This is a genomic window from Corynebacterium sp. 239_CJEI (genome assembly GCF_001055995.1).
GTDB classification, from domain to species: domain Bacteria; phylum Actinomycetota; class Actinomycetes; order Mycobacteriales; family Mycobacteriaceae; genus Corynebacterium; species Corynebacterium jeikeium_D.
Genome location: NZ_JVOW01000018.1, coordinates 13,463 through 31,350 on the forward strand (window position 1 = coordinate 13,463; position 17,888 = coordinate 31,350).

At 59.3% G+C, this 17,888-nt stretch carries 15 protein-coding genes and 1 rRNA gene; 1 reads left to right on the forward strand and 15 read right to left on the reverse strand.

The window, feature by feature from the left end:
- Positions 1 to 11 precede the first annotated feature (11 nt).
- From ADB08_RS05475 to ADB08_RS05540, 14 genes are all read right to left on the reverse strand, one after another.
- Complete coding sequence (locus ADB08_RS05475) at positions 12 to 2,969, reverse strand: SNF2-related protein (protein WP_080971491.1); 2,958 nt, start codon at positions 2,967 to 2,969, stop codon at positions 12 to 14.
- Between the two features lie 7 nt (positions 2,970 to 2,976).
- Positions 2,977 to 3,885, reverse strand: coding sequence for a copper transporter (locus ADB08_RS05480; RefSeq protein ID WP_049171632.1), 909 nt, complete (start codon positions 3,883 to 3,885; stop codon positions 2,977 to 2,979).
- Positions 3,886 to 3,975: 90 nt separating this feature from the next.
- Entirely contained in the window at positions 3,976 to 5,160 is a 1,185-nt protein-coding gene (steA, locus tag ADB08_RS05485; RefSeq protein WP_049171635.1) for a putative cytokinetic ring protein SteA, read from the reverse strand.
- 25 nt (positions 5,161 to 5,185) lie between these two features.
- Entirely contained in the window at positions 5,186 to 6,925 is a 1,740-nt protein-coding gene (recN, locus tag ADB08_RS05490) for a DNA repair protein RecN (RefSeq protein ID WP_049171638.1), read from the reverse strand.
- A 60-nt stretch (positions 6,926 to 6,985) separates the two neighbouring features.
- On the reverse strand, positions 6,986 to 7,948 hold the full coding sequence (locus ADB08_RS05495; RefSeq protein ID WP_049171641.1) for an NAD kinase: 963 nt from the start codon (positions 7,946 to 7,948) through the stop codon (positions 6,986 to 6,988).
- Positions 7,941 to 8,780, reverse strand: coding sequence for a TlyA family RNA methyltransferase (locus ADB08_RS05500; protein WP_049171668.1), 840 nt, complete (start codon positions 8,778 to 8,780; stop codon positions 7,941 to 7,943). Before ADB08_RS05500 ends, ADB08_RS05495 begins: the two co-directional genes overlap by 8 nt.
- Positions 8,781 to 8,785: 5 nt before the next feature.
- Positions 8,786 to 9,055 (reverse strand): hypothetical protein, encoded by a 270-nt coding sequence (locus ADB08_RS05505; protein ID WP_048733379.1) that lies wholly within the window; start codon positions 9,053 to 9,055, stop codon positions 8,786 to 8,788.
- Positions 9,056 to 9,061: 6 nt separating this feature from the next.
- Positions 9,062 to 10,102: an HAD-IIA family hydrolase gene (locus tag ADB08_RS05510; protein WP_049171644.1), complete on the reverse strand. Its 1,041-nt coding sequence runs from the start codon at positions 10,100 to 10,102 to the stop codon at positions 9,062 to 9,064.
- A 120-nt stretch (positions 10,103 to 10,222) separates the two neighbouring features.
- Positions 10,223 to 11,380, reverse strand: a complete 1,158-nt coding sequence (locus tag ADB08_RS05515; RefSeq protein WP_370548640.1) for a hypothetical protein — start codon at positions 11,378 to 11,380, stop codon at positions 10,223 to 10,225.
- Positions 11,381 to 11,474: 94 nt separating this feature from the next.
- Positions 11,475 to 12,371, reverse strand: coding sequence for an RNase H family protein (locus ADB08_RS05520; protein WP_049171648.1), 897 nt, complete (start codon positions 12,369 to 12,371; stop codon positions 11,475 to 11,477).
- Positions 12,372 to 12,415: 44 nt separating this feature from the next.
- The gene (locus ADB08_RS05525) at positions 12,416 to 13,174 is read right to left on the reverse strand and encodes an ABC transporter ATP-binding protein (protein ID WP_049171651.1); all 759 of its coding nucleotides are present in this window, start codon (positions 13,172 to 13,174) and stop codon (positions 12,416 to 12,418) included.
- The gene (locus tag ADB08_RS05530; protein WP_053087318.1) at positions 13,171 to 14,214 is read right to left on the reverse strand and encodes an iron chelate uptake ABC transporter family permease subunit; all 1,044 of its coding nucleotides are present in this window, start codon (positions 14,212 to 14,214) and stop codon (positions 13,171 to 13,173) included. The genes ADB08_RS05525 and ADB08_RS05530 overlap by 4 nt, the downstream gene beginning before the upstream one ends.
- Positions 14,207 to 15,154 carry an ABC transporter permease gene (locus tag ADB08_RS05535; protein ID WP_049171656.1) on the reverse strand — a complete coding sequence of 316 codons (948 nt, stop codon included), beginning with the start codon at positions 15,152 to 15,154 and terminating at the stop codon, positions 14,207 to 14,209. Before ADB08_RS05535 ends, ADB08_RS05530 begins: the two co-directional genes overlap by 8 nt.
- A gap of 39 nt (positions 15,155 to 15,193) precedes the next feature.
- Positions 15,194 to 16,201, reverse strand: coding sequence for a siderophore ABC transporter substrate-binding protein (locus tag ADB08_RS05540; protein WP_049171659.1), 1,008 nt, complete (start codon positions 16,199 to 16,201; stop codon positions 15,194 to 15,196).
- 370 nt (positions 16,202 to 16,571) lie between these two features.
- Between ADB08_RS05540 and ADB08_RS11220 the strand changes: the two genes are divergently transcribed.
- Entirely contained in the window at positions 16,572 to 17,576 is a 1,005-nt protein-coding gene (locus ADB08_RS11220) for a tyrosine-protein phosphatase (protein ID WP_065421655.1), read from the forward strand.
- A gap of 119 nt (positions 17,577 to 17,695) precedes the next feature.
- On the opposite strand, the gene rrf is transcribed toward ADB08_RS11220, so the two are convergent.
- A 5S ribosomal RNA gene (rrf, locus tag ADB08_RS05550) occupies positions 17,696 to 17,812 on the reverse strand.
- Positions 17,813 to 17,888: the final 76 nt, after the last annotated feature.

Genomic DNA, 17,888 nt, shown 5'->3' on the forward strand with positions numbered 1-17,888 from the left:
ACTAACTTCGTTTACGCCTTGATTTGCCACCGGATAGTGAACAGCTCTTTTTCAGACCTTTTACCTTGAAGCGACTGCCTGATTAGAACAAGCAACTCGTCGACATTGTCGCGCAAGTTTCGCTTCTCTCTTCGATATTGGTCCTCGATCAAATCAATCTCGTCATCAAGATTTCTGGCCTTCTTCTTGAACCTCAGTTGCTCCATCGGGTCGTCGGCTTGAGTAGCTTTCTTGCGCAGGTCCTTCCGCTTCTTTTCAAGCTCACGAACGGCTTTCCTGCGTTCTGTGTCGAGGTCAAGAATCTGGCTCTCAAGCAATTCCTCTTGCTGGTTGTAGTAGCTCGAGTTGCGGTGTTGGACTTCCTTTTCCAGAGTCTCCCGCTGCCGCTCGATCACTGTCGCAAACAAATCGGTATTCAGCGGCTCAGCTATATTCAATGAGTCGACGACGCGCAGATCCATCATCTCTGCTGCATCTTCTTGGTTCAGTACCTCGTCGGAATCAGTTATTCCTGCAGCGAGCAAGTAGCTCTCGGAAATATCGCTGTCGTTTGCTCTCATCTTGAATGTCAGACCCCGAACGCTCAGCGAACCGGACTGCCCAGCTAGTTCCTTCATGCGAGAGCTGACTCGGTCAGACTTACTGATGTCGAAGACAAGCGTCTGCCGCGGGGTAGCTGCCGTCATAGCACTATCAATAACGTACTTCGCCAGGTCACTGTGATAGCGATACTGCTTAGAATTACCGCTCGGCGAGGACTTGAAGTGGTAACGGCCAGTCGCAATACCTACCGATGGCGCCATTCTCAGAACAAAGTTACGACCATCACCTTCGAAAGCAGCCAGGTCCTGCAGGCGATTGATTGTCAACAGTAGGAGCAGCTGCTCAAATTTGTTGAGTACCTCACCAGATTGCTCATCGTAAGACTTCAAGCGGTCGCGAACCGATGGGTCAAAGTTATCGAAAACTTTAGCTTTTGCCTCGGCCATGTCCTTACTGACCGTGTCCGCATACTTTTCTTCCAGCTCTTTGAACGCCTGATTGATCTCTTCAGCAGTGCGGTAGCTGTCGTAGATCTTTGCAACCTCTTGAGCGAAATCGAACCCGCTTTCAATGCGGCCCAGCACTTCGTCACTTGCTCCAAAGACGCTGTCGAAGAGATGGAACTTATTTTCCAGCAGCTCCAGAATGCGCGCCTCAGCGGCATTGCCCTCATTGAAGAAGTTAACGATTACAACGTCGTGCTTTTGGCCATAACGGTGAATGCGACCGATACGTTGTTCTACTCGCTGCGGATTCCATGGCAAATCGTAGTTGATCAGCATCGAGCAAAACTGCAGGTTGATACCTTCGGATGCTGCTTCCGTAGCGATCATAATTGAGCCGGAATCGCGGAAGTAATCAACAAGAGCTTTTCGACGATCCGCTGACGGGTTGCCGGTAATGACGTCGCTACCGTCATTCTTTGCAAGCCACTCTTGATAAATCGCAGTCGCCTCAGGAGAGTCGTTTTGGCCGTTGAACAGCACCAGCCCGTCACCGTAGCCTGCTTGTCGCAGCGTCTCGGCGATGAAGCTTTGGGTATCGCTGTACTCAGTAAAGATGATGGCTTTTTCAGGTGCCCCAATTTCGCGGAGGCGTGAGAAACCACGCTCAATGGCCTCCCCTAGTTTCAGCGACTTCTGATTCTGGTGAATGGATTCTGCTAGTGATGCATATTCGTTGAGCTCATCAATCTCCAGTTGTACTTGCTTGCGGACCGCTGGATCCGGCCAGTCCTCGTTCCGCTCAACGAGGTCTCCGAAGGCCTCATATGCTGCTTGTTCTTCATCAAGCATTTCGCTGTCGAAATCAAACAGCGGCCTACGTTTACTTTGGAGTTGGCCAGCTGCCAGTTCCTCCGCCAACCGGTTCGCGGTTCTGCGAAGAGTAATCCCTACTGCGTACGTCGAGGACCCCAGTCGCTTGCGCATCACCTGCGAGGACAGTGCACGCTGCGAATCATTGAACGCATACAGGGTGTCGCGCTGTAGGTAGGAACTGACCAAATCGTAAAGATCCAGTTCCGCCTGCGAAGGCTGGAACTTCACCGTCAATGGGTCGCGCTTGGTGAACCGGATGTACTTCTCCGCATCTCGGCGCAGGGTGCGCTTGGTCAACTGGCCGACGCGCTCCGCCAAGTCATCGGGGCTAAATTCGGTGCTTCCGGTTTTCACATACCGTTCGCGGAAGACATCGATGGACCTGAAGTATTCCGGATCGAAAATCGAGACAAGGCCGTAGATCTCTTCAAGACGATTCTGCAGTGGGGTTGCTGTGAGCAGCACTACTTTGCTCGCGCCATCAAAAACCTCACCGACCGAATGCGCTACTTTGGCGTGCTGCTTACCTTTATAAAAATTGCGCAGACGATGCGCTTCGTCGGCAACCACCAAGTCCCAAGTGCGCATCAGGTCAGCTTTGTTCTGCTGAACAAATTCGTAGGAAGCAATCAGGACTTGACCAGGCTCCTTGTTAGCCAAAAGTGAGGCCTTGGACTTCGAGTCAAGCAACTCGGATTGGATTAGAAACTTCTCGTAAAGCTCCTGTTTCCACTGTTGGCGAAGACTCGCGGGTGCGATAATAAGGATTCGGCGTTTACGCTCTGCCCAATACTGCGTAATAACAATACCCGCCTCGATCGTCTTACCGAGGCCGACTTCATCAGCCAGTATGACGCCTCTTGTCGTGTTCCCCTTCAACGCGAACAACGCTGCTTCAATCTGGTGGGGCTTAGGCTCCACCTGAGCGTCGAAAAGCAAACCAGCGAGCTTACCAACATGGTCGTTGGCGTAGCTCCGCTCCAACTCGTGAGCGAAGTACTTTGCCTGATGGTTGGAAAGACTTTCGCCAAAGCTTATCCCTGGCGACTTCATGCTTCCGCTAAATGAAGCAGGTCGATTAGGGCCACTTGCCGCTCGATTCGACATGCCCCTTCTACCCCTTAAGATCCCTCGCAACCCCAACCTGCCCCGCCGCATCCGACACAGCGTCCACACGCTTCACGGCAGGGTCGGCGCCCCAGCGCTCATCAGGCAAGGCACTGATGCCCCGCTTACCGAAGCCGTCAGTCCCCACCACGACATGACCGGCCACGTCGTCACCAGCACCGAAGCCCTCAGCCAGTGCCACAGCGAGATCGGCAACCAGGCCAGCCCCGAACTCCGGGTCCTCGCCCTTATCAATCGCAGCGCGTGACACAGTGCCGTGATTACCAACAATCACAATGCCAGCAGCCGGACGCAGAGTCCCCTCGTCATACTCAACGAAGCCGCCGCCCTTCAAGGCCTCCAGCAACAGCTTTCTGTCCGCAGCGGAAGCCCGCTCTCCCCCATCCTTATCCAGCTCCAACACCGGAGCCAACGCCTGACCAGCCTGGCGGCCCGGCTCACGGCGCTCCGCATCCAGCTGCACATCGGCCGGCAGCGAGGTAGAAACCGTGTCCTTCAACTCATCCGCACCAGCGGAAGAGAGGAACTTATCGGTCAATTTCAGCACGCCCGCATCGGGAGCGCCAGCAGCGCGCAGGGTCTCGGAAACCCCTGCAAGCTGCTCATCCGTGGCATCCGGCGTGGCGACAACAATGACCGGTACATCCTTCAAAGAGTCCTTGACAATCTCCCCGACGATGGGCTCGATGATGCGGTTGGCTTCATCGGCACGCGCTTGCTGTGCATCGGCACGCGCGACGGCGGCATCGCGCTCAGAGGCGGCACCGGTGCCGAAATCAATACCAGCACCAGCGGGGTTCAGCACATAAGCACCCAGCGCAGCACCTGCCGCAACACCGAGGGCAGCGCCTGTCACACCGGCTGTAAACTTCCCGCTCCTGCGCTTCTTCGCCATCGCCCGTCCCTTTTTCCTTTCGCCGACGCCTCAATCAGCTCTGACAGCCGAAAACTTTTAGGCGCTCATAGTGCTCGAATACCGCTAAAACTACTTAAAAAGCCCCTGGAACCACAGTGCAATGGAGTTCCAGGTATCAATCAGATTCTCGCTGACAGAGCCATCACCGGAGGTACCAGCGATAGCAAAGATCACCGCAACGGCGACAAAGATAGCGAGGATTGCCCAGGCCACACCGAAACCACGGCTATTGACCTGGTAGAGGTCGGCGACCATGCGACCGTCGACAAGCTTCTCGCCGACCTTCAAACGCGACAGCAACGCCGACGGCACACCGCTCTGGTTCTCAGCGTGGTAGATGCTATCGATGTTCTGCGGGGCGCCGACGGAGACGACCATGTCGGCGTCGTGATGCGCTGCGAAGACCAGCGCCAGATCAGTGGCGGAATCAGACAGCGCCGGGAAAGTCATAGCACCAATGCCGAGGTCCTGAATGCGCTCAAGGCCCACTGCGTGACCGTCCGGATCAGCGGGCAGGATCACGCAACCGGCAGACCGCAGCGCCTCGGAGTTGATGTTCTCCGGGTCGCCGATGATGTAGTCCGGCTCGTACTTCAGGTCGAAGAGCGTGTCGGCACCTGCATCGACGCCGATGAGCAGCGGCTCGTACTCGCGAATGAAGTTCTTCAAGTCTTCCAGCGTCTTGCGGTGTCCCTCACCAGGGCTGACCACAACGACCTTGCGGCCACGCAGCGGCTCCGTCTCGTCCGGAATACCCAGGCCATCGATGTACAGCGGGGACTCGGTCTTGGCGAACTCCACCAAGTTACCGGAGAGAGCCTCCAGGCGGTCGACCATGCTGGTGCGGCCCTCATCGAAGGCGCGCTCGAGCTCGTCCTGGTCGACCTCGTCGCCCTGCCCAATCAGGCGGTCACCGTGGTAGAGCTTGCCGTCGTGAAGCCTTGCGTTCTTGCCGTCCTTGAGCTTCTCGAAGACCTCGGCGCCGGCGTTCTGCACCATCGCAATGTCGGCGTCGCGCATCATCTGCGGGCCGTAATTCGGCACAAAACCCGTGGTAAACGCGCCGGTGTTCACCACTGCGGCGACCTTGGCATCAATCAACTGCTGTGCCAGTGGACGCGAGATATCCGGCGCATCAATCACCACGATGTCGCCTTCGCCCATGCGCTTGAGCGCACGCTCCAGGCGGGAACCGTCCCGCACAGTCCCCGAAATGCCAGGAAGATCTTTTTCGTTCCGAGAGAACAGACTCATGGCACTTAGTGAAACATAAGTGCAGCTACTTGGCCGCGAAGGCGCGCCGAGCTTGATCCAGAAGATCTTGCGCGTGCGCACGTCCGGAGTCCGAATCGTCCAAGCCCGCCATCATCCGCGCGAGCTCGTCAATCCGCTCCTCGTCCCCCAGGCTCGTCACCTTCGACGACACCGCACCCGAGCGCGCATCCTTACTGACCACCAAGTGGGTATCCGCAAACGCCGCCACCTGAGGCAAGTGCGTGACGACGATCACCTGGTTATTCACCGCCAACTGCTTCAGGCGCTTACCAATCTCCACAGCCGCGCGCCCACCAACACCGGCATCGACCTCATCGAAAACCATCGTGTGTCCGGCCTGTCCTTCGGCGAGGACAACTTCCAATGCCAGCATGATACGGGAAAGCTCACCGCCGGATGCGGAAGAAGCCAGCGGGCGCGGCTCGGCACCTTCGTGGGCCCGGAGCTTGAACTCGATGTTGTCCACGCCAGCGGGACCAAAGGTGTCGGCCTTGGTGATCTCCACCACCAGCGAAGTGTGTGGCATGGCCAAGCCCTTGAGTTCCTTGGTCACGGCCTCTTCCAGGTGCTTCGCGGCCTTTGCGCGAGCCTTGGAGAGCTTCCGCGCGGTGGTGCCGAGCTTCTTCTCCGCCGCCTTGATCTCTGCGGTCAGCTTGTCCAGCGCTTCGCCGGAGACATCCAGCGTGGCGAGCTTTCGCTCCGCCTTATCCCGCCAAGCCAGCACGCCTGCGATGTCCGGGGCGTACTTACGGGTGAGGTTCTTGATCTCCACCTGGCGCTGCATGAGTTTGTCCAGGGACTCGGTTTCCTCCGGCAGGCCAGAGAGAAACGCGCCGAGACCAACGGAAATTTCGGAGAGCTGGCTGGTCAGCTCATTGAGCTGGTTGGAAAACTCGGTGAGCTCGTCATCATTGGCGCCGGCGAGCTCGTTTGCGGCGGCTCCGAGGAGTTCGGCGGCACCGGAGTCCTCGGTGGCGGCATCCATGCCGGTAGTGCTCACGGCAGCGGCACCGTCAATGGCGGCAAGCGCCACGGCCGCCGCGTCGCGGAGACCGTCCAGGTCCTGCATGCGCCGGATCTGGGAGGCCAGGTCCTGGTCCTCGTCCGGCTCCGGCGAGACTGCGTCGATTTCCTCGATGGCGAAGCTGAGTTGGTCAGCACGCATGGCCAGCTCGCGGCGCTTAGAGGTCTTTTCTTCCAGTTCTTTGACCAGGGTGCGCCAGTGTGAGCGCTGCTGACGATAAGTTTCCAGGGTTGGCGCGATGGTGTCGGCATCCATGCGGTCGATGGCCGCACGCTGCTCATCGGCGCCTTGCAGGCGCAGCTGATCATTCTGGCCATGAATGGCAATCAGGCGGGTGGAGACATCCGCCAGTGCAGCAGCCGACGCACTCCGGCCACCAACCCACGCCCGGGAGCGGCCCTTCGCGGAGACCTGTCGAGCAAGCAGGTACTCGTCATTCTCATCGCGCACGCCGCCGAGCTCAGAAACCACAGCATCGATGGTGGCTGACTCTTCCTCCGAGAGGTGTTCGGTGGAAACGCGGCCTTCCACCAAGGCTTTGTCGGCGCCGGTGCGCACGCGGCCGGCGTCGGCACGCGCGCCACAGAGCAACTTGAGGCTGGTGACCACCATGGTCTTACCCGCACCGGTTTCGCCTGTGAGTACGGTCAGGCCTGGGCTGAATTCAAGCGTCGCGTCAGGGATAACGCCGAGGTCGCGGATGGAAATCTCAGTCAGCATGGCGCTTGCAATCAGTCCTTCCCTTGAAGTGTCGGGTCTTGTCTGCCGTTGGGTGAAAGGCTATTGCGCCTCTGCGGGGCCGCGCCACCCGGACGTCGGCAAGCGGAACTTGTGCACCAGACGATCGGCGAACGGCTGATCGTCCAGACGCACCCAGCGCACCGGCTGCGCGCCGCGCTCGATTTCGATGCGGCTACCCGGCGGCATGGTGATGTTGCGGAAGCCGTCGAGCACCGCGATCGCCTCGGCGGTGTCGTGGTTGGTCTCAATAGCGATGGTCGAATGCGGAGAGATTACCAGCGGGCGGGAGAACAGCGCGTGGGCGTTGTTAGGCACGACCAGCATGGCATCGAGCTCCGGCCACAGCACAGGCCCACCTGCGGAAAAGGCGTAGGCGGTGGAGCCGGTCGGCGTGGAAATCAGCACGCCATCGCAGCCGTAGGAGCTCACCGGGCGACCATCGACTTCCAGGATGACATCCAGCACGCCACGGCGGTTGACGTTTTCGATGCTGACCTCGTTCAACGCCCAACCGGAACCAATCACACGGCCGGTGGTGTCACGGACGGTGACGCGGATGGTCATGCGGTCCTCGATACGCCAGGAGCGCTTGATGACGCGACTAATCGCCTCCGTCATGGACTCCTGCTCCCACTCGGCGAGGAAGCCCACGTGCCCCATGTTGATGCCGAGCACCGGCAGGTCAGCCGAGTGCGCGATATCTGCGGCGCGCAGGAAGGTGCCGTCACCGCCGAGGACGAGGACGAGTTCGCATCCCGACGCCGCCTGCGGGGAATGCCAGTAACGCGGGTACTTACCGAGCGTTGGGTGCGCGGCCAGCGCCTCCGGGTTCTTACCGGCCAGCACGCGGATATCGATACCCGCGGCCTCAAGCAGCTCGGCAGCCTCGGCGGCCATTTCCAGGTTGGCGCTGCGGCCGGTGTGCGGGACCAGCAGGATCTCGCGCTTGCCGGCGCTGGTCTTGGGCTTGCTTTCCCGTGAGTGAGTCTTCGCGCTAGTCATTGTGCGGCCCCTCCTCAACAGCCTTGGCGATGGCCGCAGCCATAGCCTCATCACCAATATCGCTGGCGCCGCCGTCTTTCACCAGCCACAGGAAGAACTCCACGTTGCCGCTCGGACCCGGCAGCGGGCTGGCCACGGCTGCGCGGAAGGACAGCCCCAGAGTGCGGGCGTATTCGGCGACTTCCTGGACAACTTCCTGACGCAGTGCATCGCTGCGCACGACACCACCGGAGCCAAGGCGCTCCTTGCCCACCTCGAACTGCGGCTTGACCATTGGCAGCAGGTCAGCGCCCTCGTCGAGGCAGGAGACAATTGCGGGCAGGACCAGCTTCAAAGAAATAAACGACAGGTCGCCAACCATGACATCGGCCGTGCCGCCAAGTATCTCCGGGGTCAGCGTGCGGACATTAGTTCGGTCGAGCACAACCACCCGTGGGTCATCCTGCAGGCGCCAAATCAGCTGACCGTAGCCGACATCAACGGCGTAGACGGTCTCGACATCGCGGCGCAGGCACACATCGGTGAAACCGCCTGTGGAGGCGCCGGCATCCAGCACCTTCCGGCCCTTCAAGTCCAGGCCCTGCGGCTCGAAAGCTTCCAGCGCGCCGAGCAGCTTGTGTGCACCGCGCGAAGCCCAGTTCTCGTCTTCTTCCAGACCACTGACGCGAATGGACACGTCGCCTGTCACCGCAGTCGCGGGCTTGGAGGCAACAAAACCACCGACCTCCACTCGGCCGGCCTTAATCATGTCCACTGCCGCTTCACGGGAGCGAGCGATCTTCCTTCGCACCAGCTCCGCATCGAGCCTGCGCTTAGGAGCTTTCTTTGCCACCGCGTTCACTTTCCTTCCCTGCGTGACGAGCCCAGGGCCTCATACAAAATCTCATGCGCTCGCTCAAACTGCGCGACTCTCTCCTGCGGCGTCGGCGCAGGTGCGGACAGTGCGGCCGCAACCTGCTCGCGGACATCCTCCGGAGTTACCTCGCGCGCACCGGGCATCGCCGCCGGGCTAGGTGCCGGGTTAGGTACAGATGCAGGGCCGGGTTTCGGCCCCGGCACAGGACCAGACCCCTGCCCCTGCCCTGGCTTCGGTGCGACCTCACTCATCGGCTATCACTTCCGCCAGGCAGCCAGAGCCGCCTCAGCAGCTGGCCCCTCCGCGCGGACCTGCGCGACCTCGACCGCGCCAGCACGACCAGCCTCAGAGTTCCACACCACATCCGCGACCGTCAGCAGAGCCGCCACCGCGGCCTCCGCCGGGTTCACCAACCGAAGATCTTCCATGTCACCGCCAGAAAGAACGATGACACCGGCCTCCGCGCCGTCGTAACGCGCAGTGAAACCAGCCTGCGGAGCCGGACGTGCCTGATCCAGCTCACGATTCAGCGCAGTCATGTCAGCACCGATGAGCGTCGGGCGGTGCTCAGGCGGCGCCGCAACGACATCCATATGCGTGGAAACGCCTGTGACCACCATAAACGTGTCCATCTTTGCCGCATTTCCGCCCGCGATGTCGGTATCCAGACGGTCACCGATCGCCAGCGGATTCTTCGCGCCCACACGCTCCGCCGCCTTAATAAACATCGGCGGCTTCGGCTTACCCGCCGACAGCGGCGCCACGCCCGTGGTCGTAGAAATCGCCGCAGCGACCGAACCATTACCAACCAGGAAACCGCGCTCCGACGGCAGCGTCGTATCCAAATTCGACACCAGGAAGCGCGCACCTCGCGACACCGCCAGCGCCGCCTCCGACATCTGCTTCCACGTCATCTCACGGTTGAGCCCCTGGAACACCGCCGCAGGGTTGTCATCAGCGGAATCCACGAGGTTGTACCCCGCCTCACGAGCCAACTGCTTAAACGACTCCGCACCCAACACAAAAACGTTCGAGCCCGGCTCAATGACCTCCGCCGCCATCTCAATGGCCGCCTGCGCCGACGTCATCACATCGTCCGCGTGAACGTCATAGCCCAGCCCATTGAGCTGATCCGCCACCGTCTGCGGCGCGCGCGAGGCATTGTTGGTAATAAACACCATCGGCAGCGCCGCCTCAGTCAGCCCCTCCAGCGCGTTCGGAATCGCCGCGCCACCCTCGTAAATCGTGCCATCCAGATCCAGCAGAGCGGCATCATAGGAAGAAGCGACAGAAGCCATGGGGGTTCATTTCTCCTTTTACGAAATAGGAACGCTTTACGACGAATTGTAGATGCGCAGCCCGATTGCGCCAGCGGTGCGTTAGCGGTGGCTGATGTTGCGAGCCGGCAGCTGGGCTGATTACTTGCTCAGCTCTTCGATGCGCTCACGAGCATCGAGCATCTGGTCCACATCGATCTTGGCGCAGCGGGTAAACCACACCTTGGCATCATCTTTACGACCGGCCTCCACCAGCGCATCAGCGTAGGCGTAGAACAGACGAGCTGCTTCGAAGTCCTCGCGGTCCGGGTTCAGATCCTGGGTCTCCAGCTCAACCAGAGCCTCATCGATCTGGCCCATATCTCGGCGAGCACCGGCGGCGACGATAGCCAGCTCAGTCTTGGACTCGTTGTCCAGCTGCTTGGCTTCCTCGGAGCGAGCCAGCTCGATGGCCTTCTCTGGGCGGCCGAGGCCGCGCTCACAGTCCGCCATGACCGCGAGCATGCCCGGGCCACCGGAGATGCGGCGAGCCGCACGCAGCTCCGCCAAAGCTTCCTTCCACTCACCTGCGTGGTAAGCGGCAACACCAGCGGTCTCACGAACGACACCGACGCGACCAGCGCGGTCCTTCGCTGCGCGGGCGTGCTCCAGGGCACGCTGCGGGTCTTCAGCCATCAGGATTGCGGACATAATCATGTGACGAGCAACCTTGTCGGCGTTGTCCTTAGCCAGGCTCTTCAGATCCTGGCGCACGCTCGGGTCGAGCTCGTCTGCGCGAATGTCATCTGGCAGCTTCGGCTCGTTCTTACGGGCCTCAATGCGCTCCTCGCGGAAGCCTGGGCGCTGCGGGCCGGTGCGGTGCGTACGCTTCTCATCCTGGAAGCGGCCACCACGGTTGGAGCGACGTGGCTTGCCACCACGACGGTCGAAGTTGCGACCTCCCTGGCCACCGCGCCCGCCCGGGCCGCGACGATCATTGCGGTCATCGCGATTGTAACCACGACCGCCACGGCCACCGCGCTCATTGTGGTCGCCGCGGTTAAAGTCACGATCATCGCGATCATCACGACGGAAGCCCCGCGAACCACGGGAATCGCGGTTACCGCCATGACCACCGTGACCACCACGGCCACGACCACCTGGGCCACCACCCTGTCCACGACGATCGTTGCGGTTGCGCCCGTTAAAGCCGCCCTCGCCACGACCATGGGAACGGTTAGACCCGCGGTTTCCGCGATTTCCTCGGCCTTCGCCGGAACGAGGACCTTCGTGCTCAGCCATGAAGTCGGAGCTCCTTATATGTAATGAGTAAAAGAATTTATGTGTTTTCAGGCTACCAGTAACCCCGGATTGCCTGGTGGTCTACCTAAAAGACCAAACTTTCATACTACTGCTAAGACCTGCCCACATTCCAGCCCAGCAAACGTGCGGAGCCTGTGGCCTTCCCCACTGCCTGGGACAAATCCCAGACAGCTAGGCCAACCCAGTCGTCGGTGGTGAACTGCGCGGTGGCGGTGGTTCCCTCGACGCGGAGCTCATACTCGGCATCCGAAAGCCCGTCTGGCACGGCGAGGTTGGCGCCCAGGGCGTCGTTAAGCAATGCCTTGAGTGCGCGGGTATTACCCTGCTCAGCGCGATGTGCGGCGCGGCGGAAAACGGTGAGCGCTTCCTTAGCCGCGTCCTCGGGCGTCACGGTGGCGTCGACTGCGAGGTCAAAGAGGCATTCCTGCTCGAAGGTTGCGGCCTTGGGCGTCTTGGGCTCGGAACTAGGCGCGGCGGGCGCGGTTTTTGTCGGCGCGGCATTCGACTGCACGCGGCTACCCGCACCAGCGAAACCTGGCCCCTCCGGCACGGTCGTACCCTTCTGATACGCGGTGGCGGCGGCGCGGGCGCGCTGATCAGCGGCCTCGTTCATGTCGTGGCCCGAGTGTCCCTTAACCCACTCGAGGTGAATATTGCGGCCAACGAGCAGCTGGTCGATGTCCTGCAAAATGTCGACGTTGAGGACAGGTTTACCGTCGCGCTTCTTCCACCCCTTGCGCTTCCACCCCGGCATCCACTTAGTGACGGAGTTAATCACATACTGCGAATCACACAGTACGAAAAGCGGCTCGTCGGGGATGTGCGCGGTGGCGCGGAGCAGCTCGGCAAGAGCGGTGAGCTCCCCGCGGTTATTGGTTCCCTCTTTCCATCCGCCGGCGGCCCAGCAGCTGTCGTCGATATACCAGCACCACCCGGCAGGTCCGGGGTTGTGCAGGGCGGAACCGTCAACGGCAGCAGTAATAGTCATGAGGCTAGATTGTATCGGCTGCGTGGGGCCGGCCAGGAATTGCCTTAAGAGCCGTAGCAGGCGACCGGGCCATGCGGGCCCTCGACGATGTCAATCTGAGTGTTGAAGATTGGGCTCAGAACCTCCGAACGCATCAGCTCTGCGGTAGGGCCGTGCTCTACAATCTGGCCATCCTTGACCGCACAGATGTAGTCGGCGTAGCGAGCCGCGAAATTGATGTCATGCAACACCACCACCATGGTTCGACCCAAATCGCGCACTGCAGTGCGCAGGTACGACATGATGTCGACCGAATGAGAAATATCCAGGTTGTTCAACGGCTCGTCGAGAAGCACGTAATCCGTCTCCTGACAGAGCACCATTGCGACATACGCGCGCTGACGCTGCCCACCGGAGAGCTCGTCGAGGTAGCGGCCCTGGAGCGCCTCAAGATTGAGGAACTCGATGTACTGGGAGATGATGCGCTCGTCCTCAGCGGTCAGGCGCCCCTGGCTGTACGGGAAGCGGCCGAAGCTGACCAGCTGGCGCACGGTGAGGCGGGTGACGAAGTGGTTGTCCTGGCGCAGAATCGACAGCACCTTCGCCAGATCCTTCGACTTGGTCTTGCCCACGTTGTAGGGGCCGACGTTGATGTCGCCGGAATCGACGGCAAGGAGGCGGCCAATCATAGTCAAGAGCGTGGACTTGCCCGCACCATTCGGCCCAATCAGAGCCGTAATCGCATTGGTTGGAATTTCCAGGTCAACGGGGCCAATTGACACCTCGCTGGTATAGCTCTTGCTTACACTGTCGAGGAGAATCATAGCCGTCCCTTCTTCAAAACGACGTAGAGGAAGATCGAACCGCCAACCAGCTCGATGATGATGGACACCACGCCCTGGGCATAGAAAACGTGATTGAGGATGAAATACGCACTGGCCAGCGTGACGTAGCCGATTAGCGCCGCCATCGGCAGCACAAAACGATGGTCATAGGTATCCGCAGCCTGGTACGCAATGGTCGCGACCAGGAAGCCGAGGAATGTCATCGGGCCGACCATAGCCGTCGATACTGCCATCAGCACGGACACCGCAACCAGCACGGTGATGGACCGAACCTGGTAATTCACGCCCAGATTCGTCGCGACTTCACGCCCCAACGACATGACATTGAGGGCCCGCGAATGCAGCGCAATCACCACGATTGCCGCGATCACCAGCGGGATCGCCACCGGGAAAAACTCCGGGTCCGCGTTGTTGACAGAGCCGAACAGCCGCGCCGTCAGCAGGTCAAAATCCGAAGGCGTCAGCATGCGCTGCATAAATGTCGATACCGAGCCCAGCCCGCCACCGATAACAATGCCCACCAGCAGCATGCTGTGCATATCCGCGCCCTGCCCAGTCAACAGCCACGCATACAGCACCAGCGACAGCCCCACCATCAGCACGAGCTGCAGCACAAACGCCCCAACCGAGCCGGCATTCATCAGACCCGTCGCCCCGAAGAAGTACACCGCAGCGGTACTGATAGCCACGTACAGCGCTTCAAACCCCATAATCGACGGCGTAATAATTCGGTTATTCGCAATCGACTGGAACGCCACTGTCGCGACGGCATGGCAGCAGGCAACCACGATCATGGCAATTACGGCATCAAGACGCCGGCGCGCAATCAGCCAAAAACCATCCGTACCGAACGGCAACGGGTTGTCCCACGCAAGCAGGCCCGCCGTAAACAACACCGCCAGGCCCGCCAGCGCAGCAATGATAATCCAGTACCTGCGCGCCGCGGCGGCCGTGCTAAACGACGTCGTTTGCGGCCCGGCCTGGTCGGCCACCGTGTGAGTTGAACTGAGATTAAGCACGACGCCGCTCCACAATCAGATAGACGAAGATGGCAGCACCCAGGATGCCGAGAATCACCGATACCGGAATCTCGAACGGGGCGATAATGACGCGGCCAATCAGGTCCGCAATCGTCACAATGGCAATGCCCACCAGGCATACCCAGGGAAGATTGGAGCGCAGATCATCGCCACGGAACATGGAGACGATATTCGGGACGATGAGCCCCAGGAATGGGAGGTTGCCCACCACGACGGTGACCAAACCTGTTGCGATTGCAATCAGCCCCGTTCCCAGGAACACGATTCGCTTGTAGTTCAGACCGACGTTGGTGGCAATGTCCTCACCAAGCCCCGCAACCGTTAACCGATCGCTGAATACGAAGACGATTGCAACCACGATGACGACCAGCCACAGGAATTCGTACTGCCCTTTATAAATGGCAGTAAAAGAGCCTGCGAACCACACGCCTAGCGACTGCAGCATGTCCGTCTGCAACGCAAAGAAAGTCGAAATCGAACTGACTACCGCACCCAACATGATGCCCACGATGGGCACAACCAGACTTGACTTCAAAGCGACACGGCGCAAGAACAGGAAGAACACTGCCGTGCCGATGAAAGCGAAGATGATTGCCCCGCCCATCCGGCCAAGCATCGAGGCCGAAGGAAAGAAATACATCACGAAAATCAGGCCGAGACCAGCCCACTCCGTGGTTCCCGTGGTGGTGGGTTCGACAAACTTGTTGCGCGTAAGTAGCTGCATGACCAAGCCACACATCGCCATCGCGGCACCCGAGAGCACTAGTGCAATGGTGCGCGGTATACGCGTAGTGGCGAACATCTCCCAGCCGTCGTCGGCGCCCAGGATGTCGTATTGGCCTACAAACAGCGACATAGCCACCAGGACTGCCACAAAGGCAATCCCGATGGCTAGTCGGGAATCCAGTAACTTCTGCATAGAGTTGGTGAGGTACTCCTGTGACTGGTCAGGGAACTATTAGGCCTGCTCGAAGGCGTCGGCAAGCCCGTTCAGAATCTCCGTGTACGTGATGATGGACTCGTTGGTGTAAGTGTCCTCTGGGGCGTAGTAGATCTTGCCCTCCTTGACTGCCTTCACGTTCTTCAGCGGAGCGGCTTCCTCGACCACAGACTGTGCCGAACGGTACTCATCGGTACCGCGGACAGAGGTGCCAGCATCGCGGTCAAGCACCATGATGAAGTCCGGGTTTGCCTCAGCGATGGACTCGGCGGAAATCTCATCACCCCGGTGGTCATCGCTGGCCTTGTCGACCTCCAGCGCCGGCTTCATGCCAATCAGGTCGAACAGCGGGCCGAAGGTACGACCAACAGTCGGAGCAATGTAACCGAGGGTGCCGCCCGACGAGTTCAGCGCCATGACCTTCACGTCCGGGTTGTAAGCCTTGCGAGCGCGCTCCAGAGCCTTGTCAAAGTCTGCGATGAGCTGATCGGCTTCCTTCTCCTTACCGAAGATGGTGCCCAGGCCCTTAGCGTGGCGCTTGAGCTCCTCGTCCAGCGGCTTGCCCTCGCGCGGCTCAAACTCCACAATCGCGGAGTTCGGAGCAAGCTTCTTCAGGTCATCGTAGTACTTGCCGAAACGCTGACCGTTCACAATCAGGTCCGGGTCAGCAGCAGCAACAATTTCGAGATTCGGCTCGCGGTGATTGCCGATGTCCTGAACGTCAGGATTGTCCTTGTAGTCGGAAACCGTGAACGGGATAATCGGTTTAGGAGCTGCAGCCAGCTTAATACCCCACTGATCGAGCATCTCGAAGGAACGGTTATCCGTGGCCACAACAGAGTCAATCTCGGCAGGTACGGTCTGCTCACCATGATTATCAGTAACGGTAATAGTAGACTCGTTGCCTGCAGCTGCAGACTTATCCTCGTTACCGGCATCAGTAGAACATGCACCAAGAACAAGTCCAAGGCTCGCAACAGATGCAACTACGATATTGCGAATACGGCCGGAGTTAGAACGCGCCACTTAAAGGCATCCCTTCGGTCACAGTAGGATTGTTAAACAAACGCCACTTAGACGCCGTTACCCAATCACTTACTTAGGTAATCATTACCTGTGAAACATTAGCTTAGGGTTCCCTATTTAACAAGTAAATACGTTATGAAATTACGCAATATTTAGGGCATATTTCGAACTTGGCTTAGCGTTGGCTAATTTGTGCTGGTAGAAGCCACTTTTCTGAGCAGTGTAGCCAGGCACCCCCGTTACGTTCTTACCGCGTCCCAGTGGGGCCTATTGTGCGGGCATGGCTATGCGGGTGCGCGGGCAAGACTATGCAGGAAAGAGCTTTTCTTATAAGTTGCCGAAAACCTGAAGCACACTAACCTCAATACCCGTGAATCCAACTAACCTAAGCCGCGCGAATCATCGCGCTAAAGTCTCTGCCCTAACCGCGGCCCTTCTTCTACCACTCGGCACTATTGCCCCATCGCCCGCGTTGGCTAGCCCTGACACCGCGTTGTTTAATGCAGTCACACCAGGGATTAGCGCGACCGAAACACAGGGCACCGGTCAGACTACTACCGCCACGGCACCAACCGGATCTCCAACCCCTATCGAATCCGGCTCACTATCCTCACTCAGCAACTTCCGCGATGTAGCGGGCAGTAGCGCCAACCTAATCACGACCGAGGACGGTCGCCACATCCGCCAAGGCCTCGCATACAGGTCAAACACCTTACGGGAGCCAAGCGACGAAGATCTTGCCCACATGACGCAGGCAGGCGTGACACGCGTCGTCGATTTGCGAAACATTAAAGAGCGCAGCGAAGGCCCAGACGTCTTGCCCGACGGCGTGACTTACCAAGTAGCGGACATCATCGATGTTCGCAATGGCTTGGGCTTTGTGAAGAATCCTGTCGTAACTACTGGCGAGCAGCTCTACGGCCACGCGCCCGAGTTCTACGAAGCGGCGGGAGACAGCATCAAAGCGCGCGATACAGAGGTTTTCGATGATGAAGTGAAGTATTTCGGCCAATTACTCGGCTATGAGTTGATGATTACCGGAGAAGCACCGCGAACCGCTTGGAAGGATCTTCTCCAAGCACTCGCATATGAAGACGGTGCCGTTGTATTCCACTGCAGCGCGGGCAAGGATCGAACCGGCCTCGGAGCCGCGTTCCTCTTGGCCATCTTGGGAGTTAGTTACGAAGCAATCGAGCAGGACTTCCTTGCCAGCAACGCTTACCTCAATCGTGAAGACGCGGTAGACAAAAAGTGGCTCAAGATGTCGTGGGACGCTATCGAAGAGAACTACGGTACTTTCGACAACTTCGTCCGACAAGGCATCGGGCTTTCCGACGCCGACATCAACCAATTGCGCCAGAAGTATCTGGTATAGCGCCACGCCTTACCACAACAACCTTCGTTGAATGTTGTTTACTCGTGGGCACAAAAGTGGGCCGCAGCAGCCCACCCCACACGGGAACTGGCTACCACGACCCACAAACAAGATTATTATGCCGGCGGCGACCTACTCTCCCACACCCTCCCGAGTGCAGTACCATCGGCGCTGGTGGACTTAGCTTCCGGGTTCGGAATGGGACCGGGCGTGACCCCACCGCTAACACCACCGACAAAAACCAGGCAACAACCATCCCCACCACAACTTTGGGTGGGTGGTGTCATGCCAGACACTGAATAACGGACGCGA